The sequence below is a fragment of the Ideonella sp. genome (assembly GCF_041287625.1).
GTDB lineage: Bacteria > Pseudomonadota > Gammaproteobacteria > Burkholderiales > Burkholderiaceae_C > Ideonella.
The window spans coordinates 91,380-110,401 of the sequence record NZ_JBGGNH010000052.1; the positions used below are offsets into that span (position 1 = coordinate 91,380).

Here is a 19,022-nt window from a genome sequence, read left to right on the forward strand (position 1 = left end):
GAAGGAGACACCATGACATCCCGGTTCCTGCTCTCTGCCATTGCCGCCGCCGGCCTGCTCTGCCATGCGGGCGCGCAGGCCGGCTGGGTCACCGTCAGCGACTCGGGCAGCCCCGTGCTCTCGACCTGCAATCCGAAGAGCGCGAGCGGCAGCCAATCGGCCACGCTGGCCACCTGCAAGATCACCGCGCTGCCGACCTATGCAGCAGACGGCTACATCGTCGCGACCTCGGTGCCGCAGCGCACGACCAACATCTCGGTCACCGGCGACACGGGCACCGCCGTGGTCGGCAAGCTTTACGAACGGGTCTGGTGCCACAGCACCAACGGCAGCAGCTGCGACACCACCAACAAGTTCATCTTCGGCATGCGAGCGAACCTGAACACGACATCGACCTGGAACTCGGATGGCGAGACCTTCGAGATCAACGACATGTTCCATGCCGTGCCCACCGGCGCGACGGTGGAGATCGCCTACTTCATGGGAACGGTCGCTGGCGGCACCAATGTGGACACGGCCCAGGCCAACAAGTACCTCGAGTATTCGGGCCGCACGAAGAAGGGCCTGGGCGAATACGCGGGCTCGCCGAGCGGCGTGAACCCGACGCGCGACAACACCTGGATCAACTTCCGGGCCGACACCAATGCACTGGACCCTGACGGCATCAGCAGCCCGTGGTCACCGTGGGTCTTCGCGCGACTGACCTGCACCAGCGGCATCGATACGGTGGCTCGCACGTCCAAGCTGCGGGTGCATGAAGGCGGCGAGGAAGGCCAGTCGGACATCGAGGTCCTCATGTCGGGCTACGTCTGCCAGTGACGCGCTGCCGCAGCCGGAACAGGCGATGAGCGCGATCGAGATGCAGGGATCCAGGCGGGCAGGTGGGCTGGCCATCGCCAGGTTGGCAGTTGCCGGGTTGGCAGTCGCCGGCCTGGCGCTGTCGCTTGCATGGTGGTGGCGGGCCGGGACGGAAGATTCGCCCCGGCCTTCGCAACCCGCCGCCGCGGTGCGTTCCGAAGCGGCGCCATTCGTAGCCCTCACTGCCTCGCCGCTCGCCGAAACAGCGCCGCCGTTGGCACGCGCACGCGCTGCCTCGGAATCGTCACCTGCCTGCGCGGCCCAAAGCATCGGGCTGGCGCTTGGCGCCATGCCGCCTGAACCTCGATGCGCCACGCCGACCCGCACGCGGCGCAGCGGCGAAACCCTGATCCACGAGGTCCAGACCATCGGCGGTACCTCCGCCTGGACGCTGCGTGCAGAGACCATCGGCCCCATCGTGCATCGGCTCACGTTGACGAGTGCACAGGGAGCGCGCTACGGCTGCAGCCAGGACGAGGCAGGCTGCACAGGCGTGAGCTTCGATCGGCCCCAGCCGAACTCGACCCACCGCATCGTGCTCGCCGACACGCTGTTGCGGGCACTGCCACCGCAGCGCCCAAAGGGCATGCGCGCCGCCGACTTCGCGCCGGCGATGGTCGACGCCGATGCCACAGCGGCCCCGATCCGGGTGAGCGCAGCACTGGCCGTCCCGGCCGCAGATGAGGCGGCCTGCGCTGGGGAGGCGCTCACGCTGGTTGCCAGCAGCGGCCAAGTGAGCAAGTTCTGCGCCGATGCCGGCAACGAGCAGGGCAGCCTGCCGGGCGGCGGTGCACACATCGGCTACCTGCCTTACGCAGGGCCGGCGCTGCGCATTCGCGTTGACGAGCACGGGCGGGTCTCGCGCGTCGAGATGGGCTCGCTCGCCTGCGAAGGCGGCGGCTGCGCGGGTGTTTCCATTGAGGATGCCGAGCCTGGCGCACCCCCAGGACCGCGCAGCATCGCGTTTGCCGGCACGACGCTGATGCCGAGCGGCACCGGGGGGTCGGCCGAATCCGTGGTTGTGAACGGCCGGCTGCCCATGCCATGAACACCCTGCCAACCAACCGAGTCGTCGTCGCGTGAAACCTCACCTCAGCTCCAACCCCGTCGCAACCAGCCCTCGATCAGCGCCCCGACCTCGCTCGATTGCGCGCAGCGCGGCGTGCATGATCGCGCTGGCACTGTGCGGCTGCGGAGGGGGCGGTGATGGCGGCAGCGAGCTGCCCTCCGCGACCGTGCCGCCCGCGATGAGCGGCACGGTGAGCGGCGGCGTGGTGATGGACATGGGCAACTTTCGCGGCCTGGATGTCGGTGTGAAAGGCAGCGCAGGCATCGCGCGCGAAACGAGCGCCGTCACGGTCACCACCCACTACGGCGTGACCTTGGATCAGTTGGCGCCGCCCTACCTGTTGTCGGCCAATGTGCTGGACGGCATTCGCCTTCTCGCCCCGGCAACCAAGGACGGCACGGCCAACCTGACGCCACTGACGACGCTGACAACCGCCTGGCTGCTCGGGACCGACCCCGCCGCCTACTTCGACAACACCCTCGCGGGGCAAGGTGGCGTGCCGGCGTTCACTGACGCCGATGTGGCGACCGCTCAGGCCGAGGTGACGCGTTACCTGGCACGCGTGAGCCAGGTCGAGCTGAGCTCGTCCATCGCGAGCCAGAACTGGGTCACCACGCCGATGCAGGACACACCGGGTGATGCGATGTTCGACCAGATCGTCGTGCTCAACAACGCGCTCGCCGCGGCCACTTCGAGCCTGGCGCAGTTGGCCGGCGACGTCGCTGCCCAGAAGCAGCGCTGCGGTCGCACCAGCGTGGCGGTGACGGGCGGCATTGCTGCCAACCACTTCTGCCAGAAGGACAGCAGCTCGCAATTCATGAGCGGCAACCTCGTCCGCGTTTTCAACTTCGCCGACGTCGAGGGATCGACGCTGGCCCTGAGGGTGAACAACGGCGCCGTCATCAGGGTCGCCTACGTCACCCGGGAAGGCACTTTTGGCTGTGACAGCCAGACCGCCTGCGCCGGTGCCACGGTCGGCGCGTTGACCGCGGACGACACGGTGCCGATCACGCTGGCCGGCGTCCAACTGCGCGCGCAGGCTGGCACCAAGGTCGCCCTTGACGGTGCACTGGCCGGCGCGGGAGCCTTGCCCACCTTGCCCTGCGACAACGACAAGTTCTACCTGCTCGATCCCGCTGGCGGCGTACGAGGCCTTTGCATGTACGAGGCCGGCGCCAACAAACGAGCGTCTCAGGCCGACTACAACTGGGGCAGCCAGGACGGCGACCAGCCCTACTACCTGGAACTGGTGAGCGACGGCACGAGCGTCGCCAGCATCGACGTGTGGTGGTACGACCCCGAGACTGGCAACCCCCTGACGCTGTACCGCTGCGAGCACGCGGCCTGCACCGGCGTCACCATCGGCGAACCGGTCGACAGCGTGGACGAATATGGCGACCCGCTGCGCGCGCGCAACTTCGCGCTGCACAACGTGCCGATGTCAGCGGTTGACAGCGAAGGCCGTCTGGGCAGCGCCGTGGCGATGACCGTCACTGCCACTCTGAGCAACCGGGTGCCCGGCGCGGGATTCACCCCGGACTGCAGCACCAGCATCGAGCACAACGCCGTCACCTTCAGTGACAGCACGCCGGCACTGGACGTCTGCCCACCGCCCCCCAGTTCCGACGACTACTACACCTTCAAGAGCGCCTACCCGTATTACGTCCCCGGCATCGATGATGCGGTCGACTTCAGCGTCTCGACCTACGTGCACCCGATCGACGGCAGCGTGTCGCCCCTCAACACCCTCCACGTGGTCCTGTCCGGCGACACCGTGCTGAAGATCTTCCTGCAAACCGCGGGCGATACGCGCAGCTTCTCGTGCCAGGCGGATGCCTGCGCGGGTGTCACGGTCTCGGCGCTCGACGATCAGGGCCAGCGGACCATGGGGTTCAACGGGACGGTGCTGCTGGAAGACCCGGTCCGCCAGATCCCCGGCACGGGCACCACGGCGGTCATCACCGGTGGATTCCTCTCGGTGTCGGATCCGTATTTCGTTCCCTTGTCGGTGGGTGGGCGCCGCGCCGCGGCCACGCTGCCGTCGCGTCCCCGCCAGGCGAGTGGCGCCCATCGGTGAAGGCCCTCATCGGCAGCGCTGCGCAACTCAGAACTTCACATTCGCCGAGAACGCCACGTTGCGTGGCGAACCGACGTAGTACGAGTTCTGCCAGTAGCTCTTGTTGGTGACGTTGCTGGCGTAGAGGTTCAGGGTCACGGGGTGGCTGGCGGCGGTGGTGGTGTAGCGCAGGCCGAGGTCGAGGGTGGTGTAGGCGGGCAGGCGGTCGGTGTTGCCGTCGTTGGCCCATTGCTTGCCGGTGTAGAAGACGCCGCCGTTCAAGCTGAGGCCGGGGATGACGCGCAGCTGGTATTCGGCGTAGACCTTGGCCAGGACCTTGGCCACGTTGATGGGCTGCAGGCCGCTGAGTGCGCCGCCGTGGACCTTGGGCGCGAGCCAGGTGAAGCCGCTGAAGACGGTGAGGTCGCTGGTGGCTTTGCCGGTGGCGCCGAGTTCGATGCCGCGGTGGCGTTGCCGGCCGTCCTGCCTGTAGACGTTGTCGTCGTCAAGGAATTCGTAGGCCTTCTCGATGTCGAACAGCGCGCCTGTGAGCAGCATGCCGCCGAGGTCGGCCTTGATGCCGATTTCCTTCTGTTCGCTGACCATGGGCTGCATCACCGCGTTGGCGTTGGCCGCCGTTTCAGGCGCGGTGCCGCCTTGCTCCAGGCCTTCGATGTAGGTGGCGTAGGTGGTCAGCCAGGGCATGGGCTTGAAGATCAGCGAAACGGAAGGGGAGTTGCGCGACTTGTCGTAGTCCTTCACGACCTTGCCGAGGTCGAAGTCATAGTCGCTGGTGACGATGCTGCTGTGGCTGATGCCCAGCAGGGCCGACCACTGCTCGGTGAAACGGACCTGGTCGCCGATCAGCCAGTTGCTGTTGCGCACCTTGGCCGCGTAGACGGGCTCGGTGGTGTCTTCGGGAAAGGTGGGCTCGGCGATGTGGTGCGGCGCGTCCAGCGGGAACGGGCCCATCCAGCCGGTGTTGGGGTTGAAGGTGGTGGCGTAGTACTTGTCCTGATACATGGCGTAGCCCAGGGTGAGCTTGTGCTGCACGCTGCCGGTGTCGAGGTTCAGGTCGGCCATGGCCTGGGCGGCGTCGAAGCGGTCCTTGGTGCGGCCGGAGCGGATGCCGATCTGCTCGTAGCCGGCGGCCACATCGCCCACGTAGTTCTGCGCGTGGTCCTGCTTGGGCCTGTCGATGTTGTCGCGCATGTAGGCGCCGCGCAGCGTGAGCTGGTCGTTGAGCTTGTAGCTCAGCTTGCCCATCAGCTTGGTGTTCTCGAACTCGTCCTGCACCCAGGGCTGGCCCCAGAGCTTGTCGGCGTCCGGTGCCTTGCCGTGTGGCGCGTCGTAGAACCAGTAGGCCGACGGGCCATCGGTGTGGTACTTGTTGTAGACGCCGTTGAGCTCCAGCAGCAGCTGGTCGGTGATGTGCCAGTCCAGCGCGCCGCTGACCAGGCTGCGGTTGATCTTCTGCTGGTCGACCGAGGTTTCGCCGTCCTGCTTGACGAGGTTCAGCCGATAGCCGAACTGGCCTTCGCTGTCGATCATGCCGCCGAAGTCCCCGTGCACAAACCACTGGCTGCCGCCGTAGTTGCCCACGGTGACGCTGTTCAGCCGCTCGGTGGTGGGGCGCTTGTAGACGTAGTTCACCATGCCGCCCGGCGAGGCCGCGCCGAACAGGAAGCCCGAGAGCCCGCTCAGCACTTCCACACGCTCCTTGTCTTCCAGCACGGCCGCGTGGTTGTAGATGCGGCGCAGGCCGTCTTCGGCGGTGTTGCTGCCGTCGAAGCCGCGGATGTTGACGACGGGCGTCCAGCCGGTGCCTTGGGGTGTGGCGCTGCGGCTGGAAGGGGTGAGCTTGAACAAGTCGTCAGGCGACTGGGCCTGCAGGTTCTCGAGCAATTGCAACGGCAGCACGCTGATGGCAAACGGTGTGTCCTGCAGCGAGACGCTGCCCAGCGCGCCGACGGAAGACACGGTCTTGGTCTTGTAGCCGTCCTTGGCATCGCCTTCGCGCTGCAGCGCGGCGCCGTCCTTCACCGGCGCCTTGCCGGTCACGCGCACGACGGGCAGCGTGGTGCTGGTTTCGGTGCTGCTGTCAGCCGGCACCGGGGCGGGGCTGGCCTGGGCAAGGGCCGAGGTGCCGCTGGAGGCCAGCAGGGTGCCGAAGGCCGCGCCGAGGGCGGCGCAGAGCAGGCGGGGACGGTGCAGCGAACGCATCAAGAACTCCTGGATCGGTGAAAAGAAGGAAGGAAAACGAAGGGAAAAAGCGAGAGGGAAAAACGAAAACGCCCCGGCGGGCCGGGGGCGTGGTGCACAAGCGCAAGCGAGGCGTGCTTCAGTGGGTCGGCACCTCGTGCAGCCGCGAGGGCGGCGCGCTGCGCTCGCCCGCCAGGGCTTGCAGCAAGGCCTGGCCGATCTCATCGGAGCGGATGGCGAGCACCGAGAGCAGCGTGTCGCTCAGGCCATGGCTGGACTCGCAGGCGCCTTGCAGGAAGACGGCGGGCTTGAAGTCCGGCGTGGTGCGCAGCCGGTAGTTGCGGTCCACCTCGAAGCGGCCGAAATGTTCGCGCAGCGGCTTGAGCAGGCGGCGATGGCCGTCGCGCTCGTAGCCGGTGGCCAGCACCACGGCGTCGTAGGTCTTGTGCTGCCGCTGGTCGTGGTTGAGGTCGCGCAGCGTCAGCGTCACGCCTTCGCGGCTGGCCTGCACTTCGGCCACTTCGTGGCGGCGCAGGAAGCGGTGGCGGTCCTGGCCGCTGACGCGCTGGCGGTAGAAGACGTCGAAGATCTGCTGCACCAACGCAAGGTCGGGTGCCGCGTAGTTGGTGTGCCAGAACTCTTCGAGCAGCTCGGCGCGCTCGGCGTCCGGGCGGCTGAAGACGAAGTCGGTGAAGTCTGCGTTGAAGATCTCGTTGGCAAACGGGCTGTCGTCCGACGGGCGGATGGCGCGGGCGCGCATCACCAGGTCGATCTCATGCGCCGGGCTGCGGCCCTGCAGGTCCATGAAGATCTCGGCCGCGCTCTGGCCCGCGCCGATGACAGCGATGCGCCTGGCCTCGGGCACGCGGGCAATGGCGCCCAGGTACTGGCTGGAATGGAAGACGCGGCGGTCTTCCTTCAGCGGCTGGAAGCCGGCCGGCACATGCGGCGCGCCGCCCATGCCGATGGCGAGGTGGCGCGTGAGGCGCTCGCGGGTCTGGCCACGGGCGTCCCGCGTGCGCACGCACAGCAGCTCGACCTGGCCGGCGCGGCCTTCGGGCAGCACCTCCAGCACTTCCTCGCCATAGGCGCAGCGGTCCTCGAACTGGGCCGCTGCCCAGCCCAGGTAGTCGTTGAACTCGTGGCGGCTGGGGAAGAAGGTCTTGAGGTTGATGAAGTCCTGCAGGCGATCCTTGTCATGCAGGTAGTTCAGGAAGGTGAAGCGGCTGGCGGGGTTGCGCAGCGTGGCCAGGTCCTTCAGGAAGGAGATCTGCATGTGGGCCTGGTCCAGCAGCATGTTCTGGTGCCAGACGAAGCCGGGCTGCTTCTCGATGAACAGCGTGTCCGGCGCGCGGCCGCCGGCGGCGCGGCGCTCTTCGAGCGCAATGGCCAGTGCGATGTTGGACGGGCCGAAGCCGATGCCGATCAGGTCGTGAATGTGCATGGAGGCAACCTCAAAGGGACGCGCCGGGACGCGCGGGAATCCACAGGGCTTCGCCGAAGAAGCGCTCGCGCAGCAGCTGGCCCAACATGGCGCGCTTGTGCGGGAAGTCGAACTCCTTCATCAGCGCATAGCCGCAGCGCGAAAGGCTGCGGATCATCCTGGCGTTGTCGGCGCGCGGCTCGATGACGATGCGCTGGGTGCGGCAGTCGTCCAGGAAGAGGCAGTGCGACATGCCGGGCATCCACGCGGTGAGCCAGGGCGCGCCGCGAAAGCGCGCCTCGCCGACCAGCGCGTGCCAGCCGCGGTCGAAGTCCTGCGCGTCACAGAACGGGGCGATGCGGTCTTCCTTGGCCCAGTAGGCTTCGAAATAGCCGAAGGGCTGGCGGTCGAAGCAGCCGATCAGGCTCAGCACACGCGGGTCCACGGCCAGGCCTTCGAGGTAGGCGCGGTGCCTGGCCAGGTCGCCTCCTTCCTGCCAGAACTCGGCCACCACCGGGTCGTTCATCCAGCGGCTGAACATTGGCAGGTCCTGCGCAATGTCCACGGTGCGGAAGGACAGGCTCTGGCCCAGCCAGGGAATGTGGCGCTGGTAGACCGTGCCGCTTGGCTTGGCTGGGCGGCGCGGATGGCGGCGGCCCTGGCTGAGCGTGTACTGCAGCGGATGCGGCGCGGGCTGCGGCTGGGCCAGCCACAGCGCAGGGTGCTGCCACAGGGCCTCGCGCCAGAGGGTGGGCGCGTCGGCCCGCTGGTCCGCCCGCAGCAGGCCGGCCTGGGCCAAAGGCGCGAGCAGCGCGGCAGGCAGGGCCAGCGTGATGGCGGCGTGTTGCGGATGGGCGCTGAACGCGGCTTCCAGCGCGGCCCACAGGTGGACGGCCGGCACGGCGGCTTCCGGGCGGGGCGCGCTGAGCTGCAGGCTGCCGGCAGTCTCCGTCAGCCGCCACTGGCTGCGGGCGTCGTCGCCATGGCCGTCACCATTGCGTTCCGCTGCCTGCACCGCCAGGTGCGGCAGGTCCAGCGTCACGCGCAGCGGCTGGCCGCCGGGGCGGGCCAGGAAGTCGGAGAAGGGCGGCAGGTCGGAATGGGGCAAGGGGGTTGTCCTCGGTCTGGGCCGGTGCAGGTTCAGGTTGAAAAGCACGTGCACCCAGGAGCCATGACGAAGCGGGGCGGCAGATGTTTAGTCCGCTTTGTGCGTTGGGCGTTGGGCGTTGGGCGCTTCAGCCGAAGGCGGCGCGCAACTGGGCGGCCAGGTCCTGGCGCAGCTGCAGTGCGGCGTCCGGCACGATCTGGCCCAGGCGCGCGAAGTCGTGCACCATGCCTTCGTAGACCTTCAGCGCCACCGGCACGCCGGCCGCGCGCAGGCGCCCGGCATAGGCCAGGCCTTCGTCCACCAGCGGGTCGTGCTCGGCCAGCGCGATGCCGGCTGGCGCCAGCCCGGTCAGGCTGGCGGCCTGCAGCGGGGCGAAGCGCCAGTCCTGCCGGTCGGCCTCGCTGCTCAGGCAATGTTGGAACATCCATTGCAGCGTGTCCTGTTCCAGCAGGTGGCCGGTGGCGTAGCGCTGGTGCGAAGGGCTGTCCTGCCAAGCGGCGGTGCAGGGGTAGAGCAGCAGTTGCAGGCATGGCTGCGGCCGGCCGGCCTCGCGCGCGGCCAGGCAGAGCGCGGTGGCCAGCGTGCCGCCCACGCTGTCACCGCCAACGGCCAGGCGCCGGGTGTCCAGCTGCCAGTCGGCGCCATGCGCCAGCAGCCAGCGGTGGGCGTCTTCGGCGTCTTCGAAGGCGGTGGGGAAGCGGTGTTCAGGGGCGAGCCGGTAGTCCACGCTGAGCACGGCGCACTGCGCCGTGTGCGCCAGGTCGCGGCACAGCGCGTCGTGCGAATCGCAGTTGCCCAGCACGTAGCCGCCGCCGTGGAAAAACAGCAGCACCGGGCTGGGGCCGGCTGCCGCCCTGGGGGCGCCCAGGTAGAGGCGGGCGGGCAGGCGGGCGCCGTCTCGGCAGGGCAGGGTCGGCGCTTCCACCGGCAGCTCCGCGCCGGGCAGGTCCAGCAGCAGGCTGCTTTGTGCATAGGCATCGCGCGCCTGGGCCGGGCTCAGCGCGCTCATGGGCGTGCGCGAGGGTGCGGCCGCCAGTTCGAGGAAGGCTTCGAGGTCAGGGTGCAGGGGCGGCATGGCCGGGCGCAGGGCAGCGCAAGCGGTGGGTGGTCTTCTGGGAGACGGGCCAGGCGCGGGTTTGTTTAGCCTTAAACCCCAGCGGTCCCAGTTCGTCAGCACACCATCGCCACGGACAACGAAGCCAAGCATGAGGAATGAACCAACTTCCGCGAGGAATGCGCAAGCAGGGCGCCAGCGTGCGGGTCGACTGTCAGCGGTGCTGCGTGCCGCGATCGCCGGCGCGGTGCTGCTCTGGATCGCCATCAAGTCGCTGCATGCGTTTGCTGCGCCGCTGCCGGTCGAAATCCGCCGCACGACGGATGGCATTCCGCACATCAAGGCGGCCGACTGGCGGGGGCTGGGCTACGGCATCGGCTACGCGCAAGGGCAGGACGCGCTGTGCACGCTGGCCGAGGCTTTCACGACCTACGAAGGCCTGCGCTCGTTCCACTTCGGGCCGGAGAACCGGCCGACCCGTGAATCGACCTTTGGCCGGTCGCGCAATCTCGATCTGGACTTCTTCTTCAAGGCCTTTGCGGACGACGCAATGGTGGCCCGCTACCGGGCCGCGCAACCGGCCGAGCTGAACGCCGCTGTTGACGGTTTTGCTGCGGGCTACAACCGCCAGTTGCGCGAGGCCCGCATCGGCCATGCCAGTGCCAGCCAGCAGCTGTGCCTGCACGAGGCCTGGGTGCACGACATCGCGCCAGAGGACCTCTACCGCCGCTTCTACGCGGCCCAGGTGGCGGCGGGTTACGCACGTTTCATCCCGGAGATCGTCAACGCGCAGCCGGGTGGCGCTGCGCAGGCTGGCACCGCTTGGCTGTCGAGCCGGCTGGCGCACCGCGTGGGCGACCAGGACGGCCTGGGCAGCAACATGATGGCGTTTGGCCGCCAGGCCACAGGCGAGGGCGGCGGCGTGCTGCTGGGCAACCCGCACTGGTACTGGGGCGGGCCGGACCGTTTCTACCAGATGCAGCTGACCATTCCCGGCAAGGTCAATGTGGCGGGCGTGGCCTTCCTGGGCGTGCCGCTGGTGATGATCGGCTTCAATGCGCATGTGGCCTGGAGCAACACGGTGTCCACCGCGCGGCGCTTCGGCCTGTTTGATCTTTCGTTGGCCGAAGGCCGGCCGACGGACTACCTGGTGGACGGTGCTGCGCAGCCGCTGCAGTCGCGCGAGGTGCAGGTGACGCTGAAGGGCGAGGCCGGCCAGGCGCGCACGCTCAGCCGGCGGCTGTACCGCAGCGCGCAAGGGCCCATCGTCGACCTGGGCGCGCAGAACGCGGCCTTCGGCTGGTCGGCCACGCATGCACTGGCCATCCGCGACGCGAATGCCGAGAACTTCCGCGCCTTTCGCACCTTCTGGGCGTGGAACCAGGCCGCCTCGCTGGACGAGTTCATCGCCATCCAGCGCAGCGAGCTGGCGCTGCCGTGGGTGAACACTGCGGCCGTGGACCGCAGCGGGCGCGCCTGGTATGCAGACTTCGGTCCCGTGCCGAATGTGCCCGACGCGCTGCGCGAGCGCTGCAGCACGCCGCTGGCCCAGGGCTTCGCGCAGCTGGACGCTTTCACGCCGTTCCTGGACGGCAGCCGGGCCGAATGCAACTGGCAAGCCGACGCGGCCGCCGTGCAGCCCGGCACCTTGCCGGCAAGGTCCTTGCCCAGCCTGCTGCGCAGCGACCAGGTGGCCAACATGAACGACAGTTACTGGCTGGCCAACCCGGCGCAGCCCCTGCAGGGCTTTGCGCGCGCGCTGGGTGGCGAGCAGCAGGCGCTGTCCCTTCGGGCGCGCCAGGGCCACGCGATGGCCCAGCGCCTGGCGGCGATGCGGCCGGGTTCGGCTCGCGCACTGGCGGCCGAATTGCGCGAGGCGGCGCTGGGCGCGCAGGCCGAATCGGCCCTGCGCTTCAAGGCCGAGCTGCTGCACCACGCCTGCGCACAACCGAAGGTGAACCTGCCGGCGACCGAGGCCAGCCCGGCAGCGCAGGTGGACGTGACGGCGGCCTGCACGCTGCTGGCGAGCTGGTCTGGCCGGGCGGACGAGCAGGGCCACGGCAGCTTGCTATGGGAGCTGTTCTGGGCGCAGTGGCTGCATGCGGTGCCGGCCGAGGCGCGTTTTGAGGTGCCTTTTTCCGCCGCGGCGCCGCTGGACACACCGCGCGGTCCGCGTGCCGAAGGTGTGGCGCAGGCATTGGCTGCGGCCGTGCAGGCCATGGCCGCGCAAGGCACTGCGTTGTCTGCCACCACCACCAGCCGGCGCCTGGTGCAGACCGGCGCCGGGCCACTGCCGGTCTATGGCGGTTGCGACGACGTGGGCTACTTCACGACGGCCTGCAACGACGACGGCAGCGACCCGCTGGGCCCCAACACCTCGGCCAACAGCTACCTGCAGGTGGTGAGCTACGGCCCGCGCGGCCTGCAGGCCCACACGCTGCTGGCGCATGGGCAGGACGAGCAGGCGGTCAGCGGTGGGGCAGGGCTGGCAGGTGCCGCGCCGGTGCAGCGCTACGTGCGGCGCGACTGGCTGGCCTTCCCGTTCACCGAGGCCGAGATCGCGCGCGACCCCGCGCTGACCAGGACCGTGTTGAGCCCCTAAACATCTCGCCGGCCAGATCGTCTGGTTCAGGGATGACTGCCACCTTGAGGATCCATGACTGCGCGCGCCATGAACGATGAACCCCGCCGTCCGGCCAGCGAGATGGGCCGTCTGCTGCGCCCGTTCCTGCCCTGGATCGTGCTGTCTGCGGTCACCGGCATCGCAGCCGGTGCCGCCACCGTCGCCTTGCTCGGCACCATCAACCAGGTGTTGAACCGGCCGGGCGGGCTGGCCGGCGGGCTGCTGCTGACCTTTGTCTCGCTGTGCGTCGCCGCGCTGGTCGGCCGCGCGCTGTCGGACATCTCGACCAACTGGGTCGGCCAGCAACTGGTGGCCCAGGTGCGCACCGGGCTGGCGCAGAAGATCCTCGCGGCGCCCATCGACGCGCTGGAGCGCTACCGCACGCACCGGCTGATGCCGGTGCTGACGCAGGACGTGGACATGATCAGCGACGTGGCCTTCGCGTTGGCGTCGACCACCATCGCGCTGGCCGTGGCGCTGGGCTGCCTGGCCTACCTGGCCTGGCTGTCACCGGCGCTGTTCGGCCTGGTGGTGGTGGCGCTGGTGATCGGCACTGCGGTGCAGACGCTGGTGCAGTCGCGCGGCGTGGCCGGCTTCTGGCAGGCGCGCGAGAGCGAAGAGGCGCTGCACAAGGCCTACCGCGGCATCAGCGAAGGCGCCAAGGAACTGCGCATGCACCGGGCGCGCCGCTCGCGGGTGTTCGACGGGCAGATCGAGGGCACGGTGCACCGCATCCGCGACATCAACAACCGCGCGATCAACATCTACGTGCTCGGCACGGCCTTCGGCTCGGCGCTGTTTTTCCTGCTGATCGCGGTGATCCTTGGCTGGGCGGCGATGCGCCCGATGGCGCCCGAAGTGCTCAGCGGCTTTGTGCTGGTGCTGCTGTTCCTCAAGGGGCCGGTCGACCAGATCACGTTGACGCTGCCCAACGTCGGCCGCGCCAAGGTGGCCTTCGAGCGCATTGCCGACCTGTCGCTGCGCTTTGCCACGCCCGAGCCGCATCTGCACCTGGCGCGCCCGCCCAGCGAAGTGCACTTTCGCGAATCGCTGGCGCTGCGTGGCGTGCGTTACGCCTTCGCGCCGGCCGAAGGCGCCGAGCCCTTCACGCTGGGCCCGATCGACCTGACGCTGCACCCTGGCGAGCTGGTCTTTGTCGTGGGCGACAACGGTTCCGGCAAGACCACGCTGATCAAGCTGCTGCTGGGCCTGTACTCGCCGCAGCAGGGCGACGTGGTGCTGGACGGCCTGCCGGTGAGCGACGAGCGCCGCGACGATTACCGCCAGTTGTTCACCACCGTCTTTTCGGACTTCTACCTGTTCGAGGACCTGGCCGCCGCAGACGGCGAAACCGGCGGCCGCGCCAGCCTGCCCGAAGCCGCACGGCCCTACCTGGAACGGCTGGAGATCGCCCACAAGGTTTCGGTGGTGGACGGCTCGTTCAGCACGACGGACCTGTCCACCGGCCAGCGCAAACGGCTGGCGCTGGTGCATGCCTACCTGGCGCAGCGCCCGGTGATGGTGTTCGACGAATGGGCCGCCGACCAGGACCCCAGCTTCCGCCATCTCTTCTACACCGAGCTGCTGCCCGAACTGCGCGCCCGCGGCCACCTGCTGATCGTCATCTCCCACGACGACCGCTACTTTCATCTGGCAGACCGGGTGCTGAAGATGGCCGACGGCAAAGTGGAAGAGACCGACCAGAGCCGGGTGGTGCCGCTGCGGGCTTGAGTGGCCGGGACCGGGGATCTCGCCCCGTCTCAAGGGAGAGCGTCGCGCCGCTGCGCCGAGGCCGATCACGAGGCCTGTTGGTTCTCAACCCGCGAGCGCTGGATAGTCCATGTAGCCCTTGGCACCGGGGGTGTAGAAGGTGTCCGGGTCAGGGGCGTTCAAGGGCGCGTCCTGGCGCAGGCGGTCCACCAGGTCAGGGTTGGCGATGAAGGCCCTGCCCATGGCCGCCAGGTCCGCGCGGCCTTCGCTCAACGCTTGTTCCGCGCCGGCTTTGTCGAGCCCGCCGGCGAGGATGAAGGGGCCGTCGAACGCAGCCCTCAGATCGGTCTTCAGCTTTGCCGGGACAGGCGGGGCGCCCATGGCCGAATGGTCCAGGACGTGCACATGCATCAGGCCGAGCGCGGAGAGTTGCTTGACCAGCGCCAGGTACTGTTCGTCCACGCCTTCGAATGCACTGGTGCTGTTGACCACGCCGTGAGGCGACAGACGGATGCCGACTCGCTCAGCGCCGATCTCCTTCACCGCTGCACGGGCGACCTCGAGCACCAGCCGGTTGCGCCCTTCGGCGGAGCCGCCGTGGCCATCGGTGCGGCGATTGACGTTGGCGTTCAGGAATTGCTCGAGCAAGTAGCCGTTGGCCGCGTGCAGTTCGATGCCGTCGAAGCCGGCCTGGATGGCAAGGCGCGCGGCGGTGGCGTACTCGCCGATCACGGCGTAGATGTCGGCCTCGGTCATGGCGCGCGGCGGCGTGTGCGGCTGGCTGCCTTGGGTATCGGTCCACATCTCGCCAGGGCAGGTCTCGGGTGACGGTGCAAGCACTTCGGCGCCGGCCGGCAGGTTGGCCTGGTGGGACACGCGGCCGGTGTGCATCAGCTGCACGACGATCTTGCCGCCCCTGGCGTGCACCGCGTCGGTCACCAGCTTCCAGCCTTGCACCTGGGCATCATTGAACAGGCCTGGGATGCGGGCATAGCCCAAGCCGTTGGGTGACGGTGAGGTGCCTTCCGTGATGATGAGGCCGGCGCTCGCGCGCTGGGCGTAGTAGGTGGCCATCAAGCTGTTGGCCGTGTTGTTGTCGCTCGCACGGCTGCGCGTGAGCGGTGACATCACGATGCGATTGCTGAGCTGGGTGGCACGCAGGGAGAAGGCTTCGAAAAGCATGGGGCTGTCCTGGGGAAAATGGAGAACGGGGAGGGACTCCAGGGTGCGGTCAAAAAGGCATTCAGGCCTGCGGCTGGTAGCGCTCGGCTGCGCGCGCTTGCCGGATGTCCGACAGCAATCCCTGGCGCGCGCCGTCCAACGCATCCCAACGGCCAGCCACATGCAGCGGCGGGATCGTGACCAGCTCGCGACGGTCGAAGCCGACCAGGGCCGCGTCGACCAGTTCCTCGACATCCATGACTTCAGGCAGGGTGTTGACGTCGATGCCGGCGCGCGCCCAGATCTCGGTGCGCGTCGCTGCCGGCAGCACTGCCTGCACATGGACACCCTTGGGCGAGAGTTCCAGGTTCATCCCCTGCGACAGGAAAAGCACGAAAGCCTTGGTGGCGCCATAGAGCGTCATGCCGAACTCGGGTGCAAAGCCCACGACGGAGCCGATGTTCACGATGGAACCCGCGCCAGCCTGCGCCAGGCGCGGGGCAATGGCTGCAGCCAGGCGCGTGAGCGCTGTGGTGTTGAGGGCGATCAGCCTGTCGATGTCCTGAGCGCTTTGCTGGACGAAGCCGCCTGACTGCGCCATGCCGGCGTTGTTGATCAGGATGCCGATGCGGGCGTCGGTGCGCACGCGGGCTTCAACCGCTTCCAGGTCGATCTGTTGGGTGAGGTCCGCCGGAAGCACGTCGATCGCCACCTTGTGCGTTTCCCGCAGGCGTGCCGCCAATGCGTCCAGGCGCGACTTGTCGCGCGCCACCAGCACAAGGTCGTGGCCGCGCTGCGCGAAGCGTTCGGCGTAGACGGCGCCGATGCCGCTGGACGCGCCGGTGATGAGGACGGTGGGAAGGGTGGTCATGTTCAAGGGTTCCTGAGCAGTGGTTGCCGCTTGTCGAGGGAGTTCGATTTCCGGCGGGATCGGGTTCACATGGATCAATGATGACGATCGTAATCCAATACGTCAAGATTTTAATGACGACCGACATCAATATAGAATCGAGGCCGGCAAATGCATCACTCCAGGGCGAACAAGCGATGAGAGTCACCAAAGCGCAGGCGCAGGCGAACCGGGCGCATGTGGTGGAAACAGCTTCCCAGCTGTTTCGTGAGCGCGGCTACGACGGGGTTGGCGTGGCCGACCTGATGGCTGCCGCGGGCTTCACCCACGGCGGCTTCTACAAGCACTTCGGCTCCAAGGCCGACTTGATCGCGGAGTCGACGGCCTGCGGTCTCGCTCAGACCATGGCGCTGACGGAGGGCGTGGCGCCATCAGAATTCGTCAGGCACTACCTCTCTCGCGAGCATCGAGACGGCCGCGCGGGCGGCTGCACGATGGCCGCACTGAGCGGGGATGCCGCACGCCAGCCGGACGCGGTCCGTGCCACGTTTGCGGCCGGCATCGAGCGTCTGATTGCTGGGCTGAGCGCCCCAGGCGCTTTGTCGGGCGCCGCGGACGCTGGACAGGCACGGGCCAGGATCCTCGATGTGCTGTCGCACGCCGTGGGCGCCCTCGTGATGTCGCGGGCCTGCCCGGACGACTCGCCACTTGCCGATGAGATCCTTGCGGTCAATCGGGACGCAATCCTTGCACTGCTGGAATCGTCCGAGACGCAGATGGGTCCCCGCCCGGACTCGGCAGTGCCCTCGAATCGCTGACGGGTTGACCAGCAGGCCCTGCGGCCGCTGCAACCGCTTCGGCTTGTGCCCCGTCGCGCCAGGGTAGCGATTCGGGCCGCTGCCGGACGCTGCCCCGGCGGTGCGACGGACGAAAAAAAGCCGGCCTCTCGAGGCCGGCTTTTGCGTGCGCCCGAAGGCGCTCAATAACGACCGCCGCCGAAGCCCCCGTTGCCGTAGCCAACATCGGCGCGCTTGCTGGCGGTGAAGCCGCCAGCCCCATGGCCGCTTGCGCCACCATTGGCCTCGCGGGGGCGAGCCAGGTTGACCACGATGGCACGTCCATCCACCGCCATGCCGTTCAGTGCCGCGATGGCGGCTTGTGCCACCTCAGGGCTGGACATTTCCACGAAGCCGAAGCCCTTGGATTTGCCGGTGTCGCGGTCCATCATGACCTTGGCGGACGACACCTCACCAAACTCCGAGAAATTGGATTTCAGGCTGGCGTCGGTGACGGAGTAGGGCAGGTTGCCTACGTAGATTTTGCTGCTCATGATTGAGTCTTTCTGGAAAATAAGGGGCGCACGTTCAAGTGCGCATCTGCGAAAACTGGTTCCGCAGTTGGGCTGCTGGTGGGAATGTCTCCCGCCCAGTTGTCAGCAGACTGGCGGCTGAGCCATGCTGGTTTGCAGCCAGCCCTGGGACACGGCAAACAGCCGGGCCGCATCACGGGAGGCAAACGTCTTGTCAAAGCGGAAGACACGGCAGTAGCTGCCGTTGCCTTGTGACCGCTGAACCGAGATCGACCCGCGAAAGCGGCCGCATTCGGTCGGGTGTGTCGTGGGCGAAACGACAAATTGGCCCATGGAAATGGCAGAGAGGAGAATCTTGATCAATCAAAGCTGCAGGCTCGAACAGCACTGCAGGTAAACGGCCGCTCGGATGGCTGCGGGCAGCTCGAACGGTCATGGCAAGTCGTTGGGGCGACCTGTAGCAGGCGATGGAGGATTTGCTGGTTCTCAACAAATTTTCGCCGCCGAAGCTTGAGGCTTTTCTGGAAGCAGGTCAATGACTTTCTGATCGGGTAGATGTCCGTCGCGATGAAGTCGGTGGGTTGGCCCGAACCTGCGACGCCCTGGAAAGCGCCGCTGAAGTGGCGCGGGATGAGTTCGTCCGATTGCGCGGGGGCAGTCCGATCGCCGGCGCAATCAGGCTTGTACGAAATTCGCTGAAGCGAGTGGACAGCACATCACATTTTTTAACAACCTCACCCAAAATCGGGGATGAAGCGAAGAACTGGATCCTTTGTCGCCTATCGATGGGTCATCCCCCATTTGCGGGAGTGCGCCGTGCTGCGGTGGGCCTATGATCCGGCTCCTCCGGTACCCAAGGGTTTGGCGGCTGCCCAGCCGGAGGTTTCTCCTGCCGCCAGGAGGCTCCCATGGAAGCAGTAACCGATCTTCGCTTTCAATCGGTGAGCAGTGACCTTCGTTGCGCCGTGCCGGCAACGCGGCGTGTGCTGCTGATTGACGACCACGAGCTGGTGCGTGCCGGCATCCGCACGCTGTACCGGCTGCTGGACGACCTCAGCATCGAGTGGCTGGAAGCCGCATCCTTGCAGGAAGGCCTGCAGGTCTACCGCGACAGCGGGCCGGTCGACGTGGTGCTGCTGGACCTGAACCTCAGCGACTGCAAGGGCCTGCAGGGCCTGCGCCAGTTCCTGCAGGCCTTTCCCGAGGCCAGGGTGGCCGTCTTCAGCGGCACGCAGGACGAGTTCGTCGTGCGACAGGCGAGGGCGCTGGGCGCCGTGGGCTACGTGCCCAAGGGCGCGATGATGGTCGAGATGCGCAACACGCTGACCGCCCTGGTCGGCGACGCGCGGCGCAACCGGTCTGCATCGCCCGGCGCCTTGTTCCCGCGCTTCCCGTCTTCTGCCATGTACGACCGCGTGGCCGAGCTGGGCCCGCGCCACCTGGAGATCCTGGAACTGGTGCTGTCGGGCTGCAGCAACCAGGAGATCAGCAACTCGACCCAGCTGTCGCTGGGCACGGTGAAGAACTACGTGTCTTCGCTGTTGCTGGCACTGGATGTGAAGTCCCGCTCGCACATGATCAGCCTGTTCCGCTGACGGC

15 protein-coding genes are annotated in these 19,022 nt (G+C 67.8%); 7 read left to right on the forward strand and 8 right to left on the reverse strand.

The features are described 5' to 3' along the window. Positions 1 to 12: 12 nt before the first annotated feature. The 3 genes from ACAH41_RS19510 to ACAH41_RS19520 all read left to right on the forward strand — a co-directional run bounded on the left by ACAH41_RS19510 (position 13) and on the right by ACAH41_RS19520 (position 4,004). Positions 13 to 819 carry a hypothetical protein gene (locus tag ACAH41_RS19510; RefSeq protein WP_325651663.1) on the forward strand — a complete coding sequence of 269 codons (807 nt, stop codon included), beginning with the start codon at positions 13 to 15 and terminating at the stop codon, positions 817 to 819. 328 nt (positions 820 to 1,147) lie between these two features. Continuing rightward, complete coding sequence (locus tag ACAH41_RS19515) at positions 1,148 to 1,906, forward strand: hypothetical protein (RefSeq protein WP_325651662.1); 759 nt, start codon at positions 1,148 to 1,150, stop codon at positions 1,904 to 1,906. A 118-nt stretch (positions 1,907 to 2,024) separates the two neighbouring features. Then, positions 2,025 to 4,004, forward strand: a complete 1,980-nt coding sequence (locus ACAH41_RS19520; protein ID WP_325651660.1) for a hypothetical protein — start codon at positions 2,025 to 2,027, stop codon at positions 4,002 to 4,004. A gap of 27 nt (positions 4,005 to 4,031) precedes the next feature. Here ACAH41_RS19520 and ACAH41_RS19525 read toward each other — a convergent pair whose 3' ends face one another. The 4 genes from ACAH41_RS19525 to ACAH41_RS19540 form a co-directional block, all read right to left on the reverse strand. Then, positions 4,032 to 6,206 (reverse strand): TonB-dependent siderophore receptor, encoded by a 2,175-nt coding sequence (locus ACAH41_RS19525; RefSeq protein WP_325651659.1) that lies wholly within the window; start codon positions 6,204 to 6,206, stop codon positions 4,032 to 4,034. Between the two features lie 118 nt (positions 6,207 to 6,324). Beyond that, positions 6,325 to 7,629: a lysine N(6)-hydroxylase/L-ornithine N(5)-oxygenase family protein gene (locus tag ACAH41_RS19530; protein WP_325651658.1), complete on the reverse strand. Its 1,305-nt coding sequence runs from the start codon at positions 7,627 to 7,629 to the stop codon at positions 6,325 to 6,327. Between the two features lie 10 nt (positions 7,630 to 7,639). Next, on the reverse strand, positions 7,640 to 8,716 hold the full coding sequence (locus tag ACAH41_RS19535) for a GNAT family N-acetyltransferase (protein WP_325651656.1): 1,077 nt from the start codon (positions 8,714 to 8,716) through the stop codon (positions 7,640 to 7,642). 127 nt (positions 8,717 to 8,843) lie between these two features. Continuing rightward, entirely contained in the window at positions 8,844 to 9,791 is a 948-nt protein-coding gene (locus tag ACAH41_RS19540) for an alpha/beta hydrolase (RefSeq protein ID WP_325651655.1), read from the reverse strand. A 130-nt stretch (positions 9,792 to 9,921) separates the two neighbouring features. On the opposite strand from ACAH41_RS19540, the gene ACAH41_RS19545 reads away from it, so the two are divergent. Then, positions 9,922 to 12,372 carry a penicillin acylase family protein gene (locus tag ACAH41_RS19545; RefSeq protein WP_325651653.1) on the forward strand — a complete coding sequence of 817 codons (2,451 nt, stop codon included), beginning with the start codon at positions 9,922 to 9,924 and terminating at the stop codon, positions 12,370 to 12,372. Between the two features lie 69 nt (positions 12,373 to 12,441). Beyond that, entirely contained in the window at positions 12,442 to 14,124 is a 1,683-nt protein-coding gene (locus ACAH41_RS19550) for a cyclic peptide export ABC transporter (protein WP_325651651.1), read from the forward strand. Between the two features lie 84 nt (positions 14,125 to 14,208). Here ACAH41_RS19550 and ACAH41_RS19555 read toward each other — a convergent pair whose 3' ends face one another. Together ACAH41_RS19555 and ACAH41_RS19560 are read right to left on the reverse strand one after the other, a co-directional pair. Beyond that, the gene (locus ACAH41_RS19555; protein WP_325651650.1) at positions 14,209 to 15,285 is read right to left on the reverse strand and encodes an alkene reductase; all 1,077 of its coding nucleotides are present in this window, start codon (positions 15,283 to 15,285) and stop codon (positions 14,209 to 14,211) included. A gap of 61 nt (positions 15,286 to 15,346) precedes the next feature. Next, on the reverse strand, positions 15,347 to 16,135 hold the full coding sequence (locus ACAH41_RS19560; protein WP_325651649.1) for an SDR family oxidoreductase: 789 nt from the start codon (positions 16,133 to 16,135) through the stop codon (positions 15,347 to 15,349). A gap of 176 nt (positions 16,136 to 16,311) precedes the next feature. Between ACAH41_RS19560 and ACAH41_RS19565 the strand changes: the two genes are divergently transcribed. Further along, positions 16,312 to 16,932, forward strand: coding sequence for a TetR family transcriptional regulator (locus ACAH41_RS19565; RefSeq protein ID WP_325651915.1), 621 nt, complete (start codon positions 16,312 to 16,314; stop codon positions 16,930 to 16,932). A gap of 161 nt (positions 16,933 to 17,093) precedes the next feature. On the opposite strand, the gene ACAH41_RS19570 is transcribed toward ACAH41_RS19565, so the two are convergent. Further along, positions 17,094 to 17,444, reverse strand: a complete 351-nt coding sequence (locus ACAH41_RS19570; protein WP_325651647.1) for an RNA-binding protein — start codon at positions 17,442 to 17,444, stop codon at positions 17,094 to 17,096. A 102-nt stretch (positions 17,445 to 17,546) separates the two neighbouring features. Beyond that, positions 17,547 to 17,756 carry a hypothetical protein gene (locus ACAH41_RS19575; protein ID WP_325651913.1) on the reverse strand — a complete coding sequence of 70 codons (210 nt, stop codon included), beginning with the start codon at positions 17,754 to 17,756 and terminating at the stop codon, positions 17,547 to 17,549. A gap of 575 nt (positions 17,757 to 18,331) precedes the next feature. Between ACAH41_RS19575 and ACAH41_RS19580 the strand changes: the two genes are divergently transcribed. Next, the gene (locus tag ACAH41_RS19580; protein WP_325651646.1) at positions 18,332 to 19,018 is read left to right on the forward strand and encodes a response regulator transcription factor; all 687 of its coding nucleotides are present in this window, start codon (positions 18,332 to 18,334) and stop codon (positions 19,016 to 19,018) included. The last annotated feature ends 4 nt before the right edge of the window (positions 19,019 to 19,022 follow it).

What these genes read in the sequence shown, in the direction of transcription:
- ACAH41_RS19510 (WP_325651663.1), top strand. Translation starts at nt 13, where the DNA reads ATGACATCCCGGTTCCTGCTCTCTGCCATTGCCGCCGCCGGCCTGCTC.
- ACAH41_RS19515 (WP_325651662.1), top strand. Translation starts at nt 1,148, where the DNA reads ATGCCGCCTGAACCTCGATGCGCCACGCCGACCCGCACGCGGCGCAGC.
- ACAH41_RS19520 (WP_325651660.1), top strand. Translation starts at nt 2,025, where the DNA reads ATGATCGCGCTGGCACTGTGCGGCTGCGGAGGGGGCGGTGATGGCGGC.
- ACAH41_RS19525 (WP_325651659.1), bottom strand. Translation starts at nt 6,206, where the DNA reads ATGCGTTCGCTGCACCGTCCCCGCCTGCTCTGCGCCGCCCTCGGCGCG.
- ACAH41_RS19530 (WP_325651658.1), bottom strand. Translation starts at nt 7,629, where the DNA reads ATGCACATTCACGACCTGATCGGCATCGGCTTCGGCCCGTCCAACATC.
- ACAH41_RS19540 (WP_325651655.1), bottom strand. Translation starts at nt 9,791, where the DNA reads ATGCCGCCCCTGCACCCTGACCTCGAAGCCTTCCTCGAACTGGCGGCC.
- ACAH41_RS19545 (WP_325651653.1), top strand. Translation starts at nt 9,922, where the DNA reads ATGAGGAATGAACCAACTTCCGCGAGGAATGCGCAAGCAGGGCGCCAG.
- ACAH41_RS19550 (WP_325651651.1), top strand. Translation starts at nt 12,442, where the DNA reads ATGAACGATGAACCCCGCCGTCCGGCCAGCGAGATGGGCCGTCTGCTG.
- ACAH41_RS19555 (WP_325651650.1), bottom strand. Translation starts at nt 15,285, where the DNA reads ATGCTTTTCGAAGCCTTCTCCCTGCGTGCCACCCAGCTCAGCAATCGC.
- ACAH41_RS19560 (WP_325651649.1), bottom strand. Translation starts at nt 16,135, where the DNA reads ATGACCACCCTTCCCACCGTCCTCATCACCGGCGCGTCCAGCGGCATC.
- ACAH41_RS19565 (WP_325651915.1), top strand. Translation starts at nt 16,312, where the DNA reads ATGAGAGTCACCAAAGCGCAGGCGCAGGCGAACCGGGCGCATGTGGTG.
- ACAH41_RS19570 (WP_325651647.1), bottom strand. Translation starts at nt 17,444, where the DNA reads ATGAGCAGCAAAATCTACGTAGGCAACCTGCCCTACTCCGTCACCGAC.
- ACAH41_RS19575 (WP_325651913.1), bottom strand. Translation starts at nt 17,756, where the DNA reads ATGGGCCAATTTGTCGTTTCGCCCACGACACACCCGACCGAATGCGGC.
- ACAH41_RS19580 (WP_325651646.1), top strand. Translation starts at nt 18,332, where the DNA reads ATGGAAGCAGTAACCGATCTTCGCTTTCAATCGGTGAGCAGTGACCTT.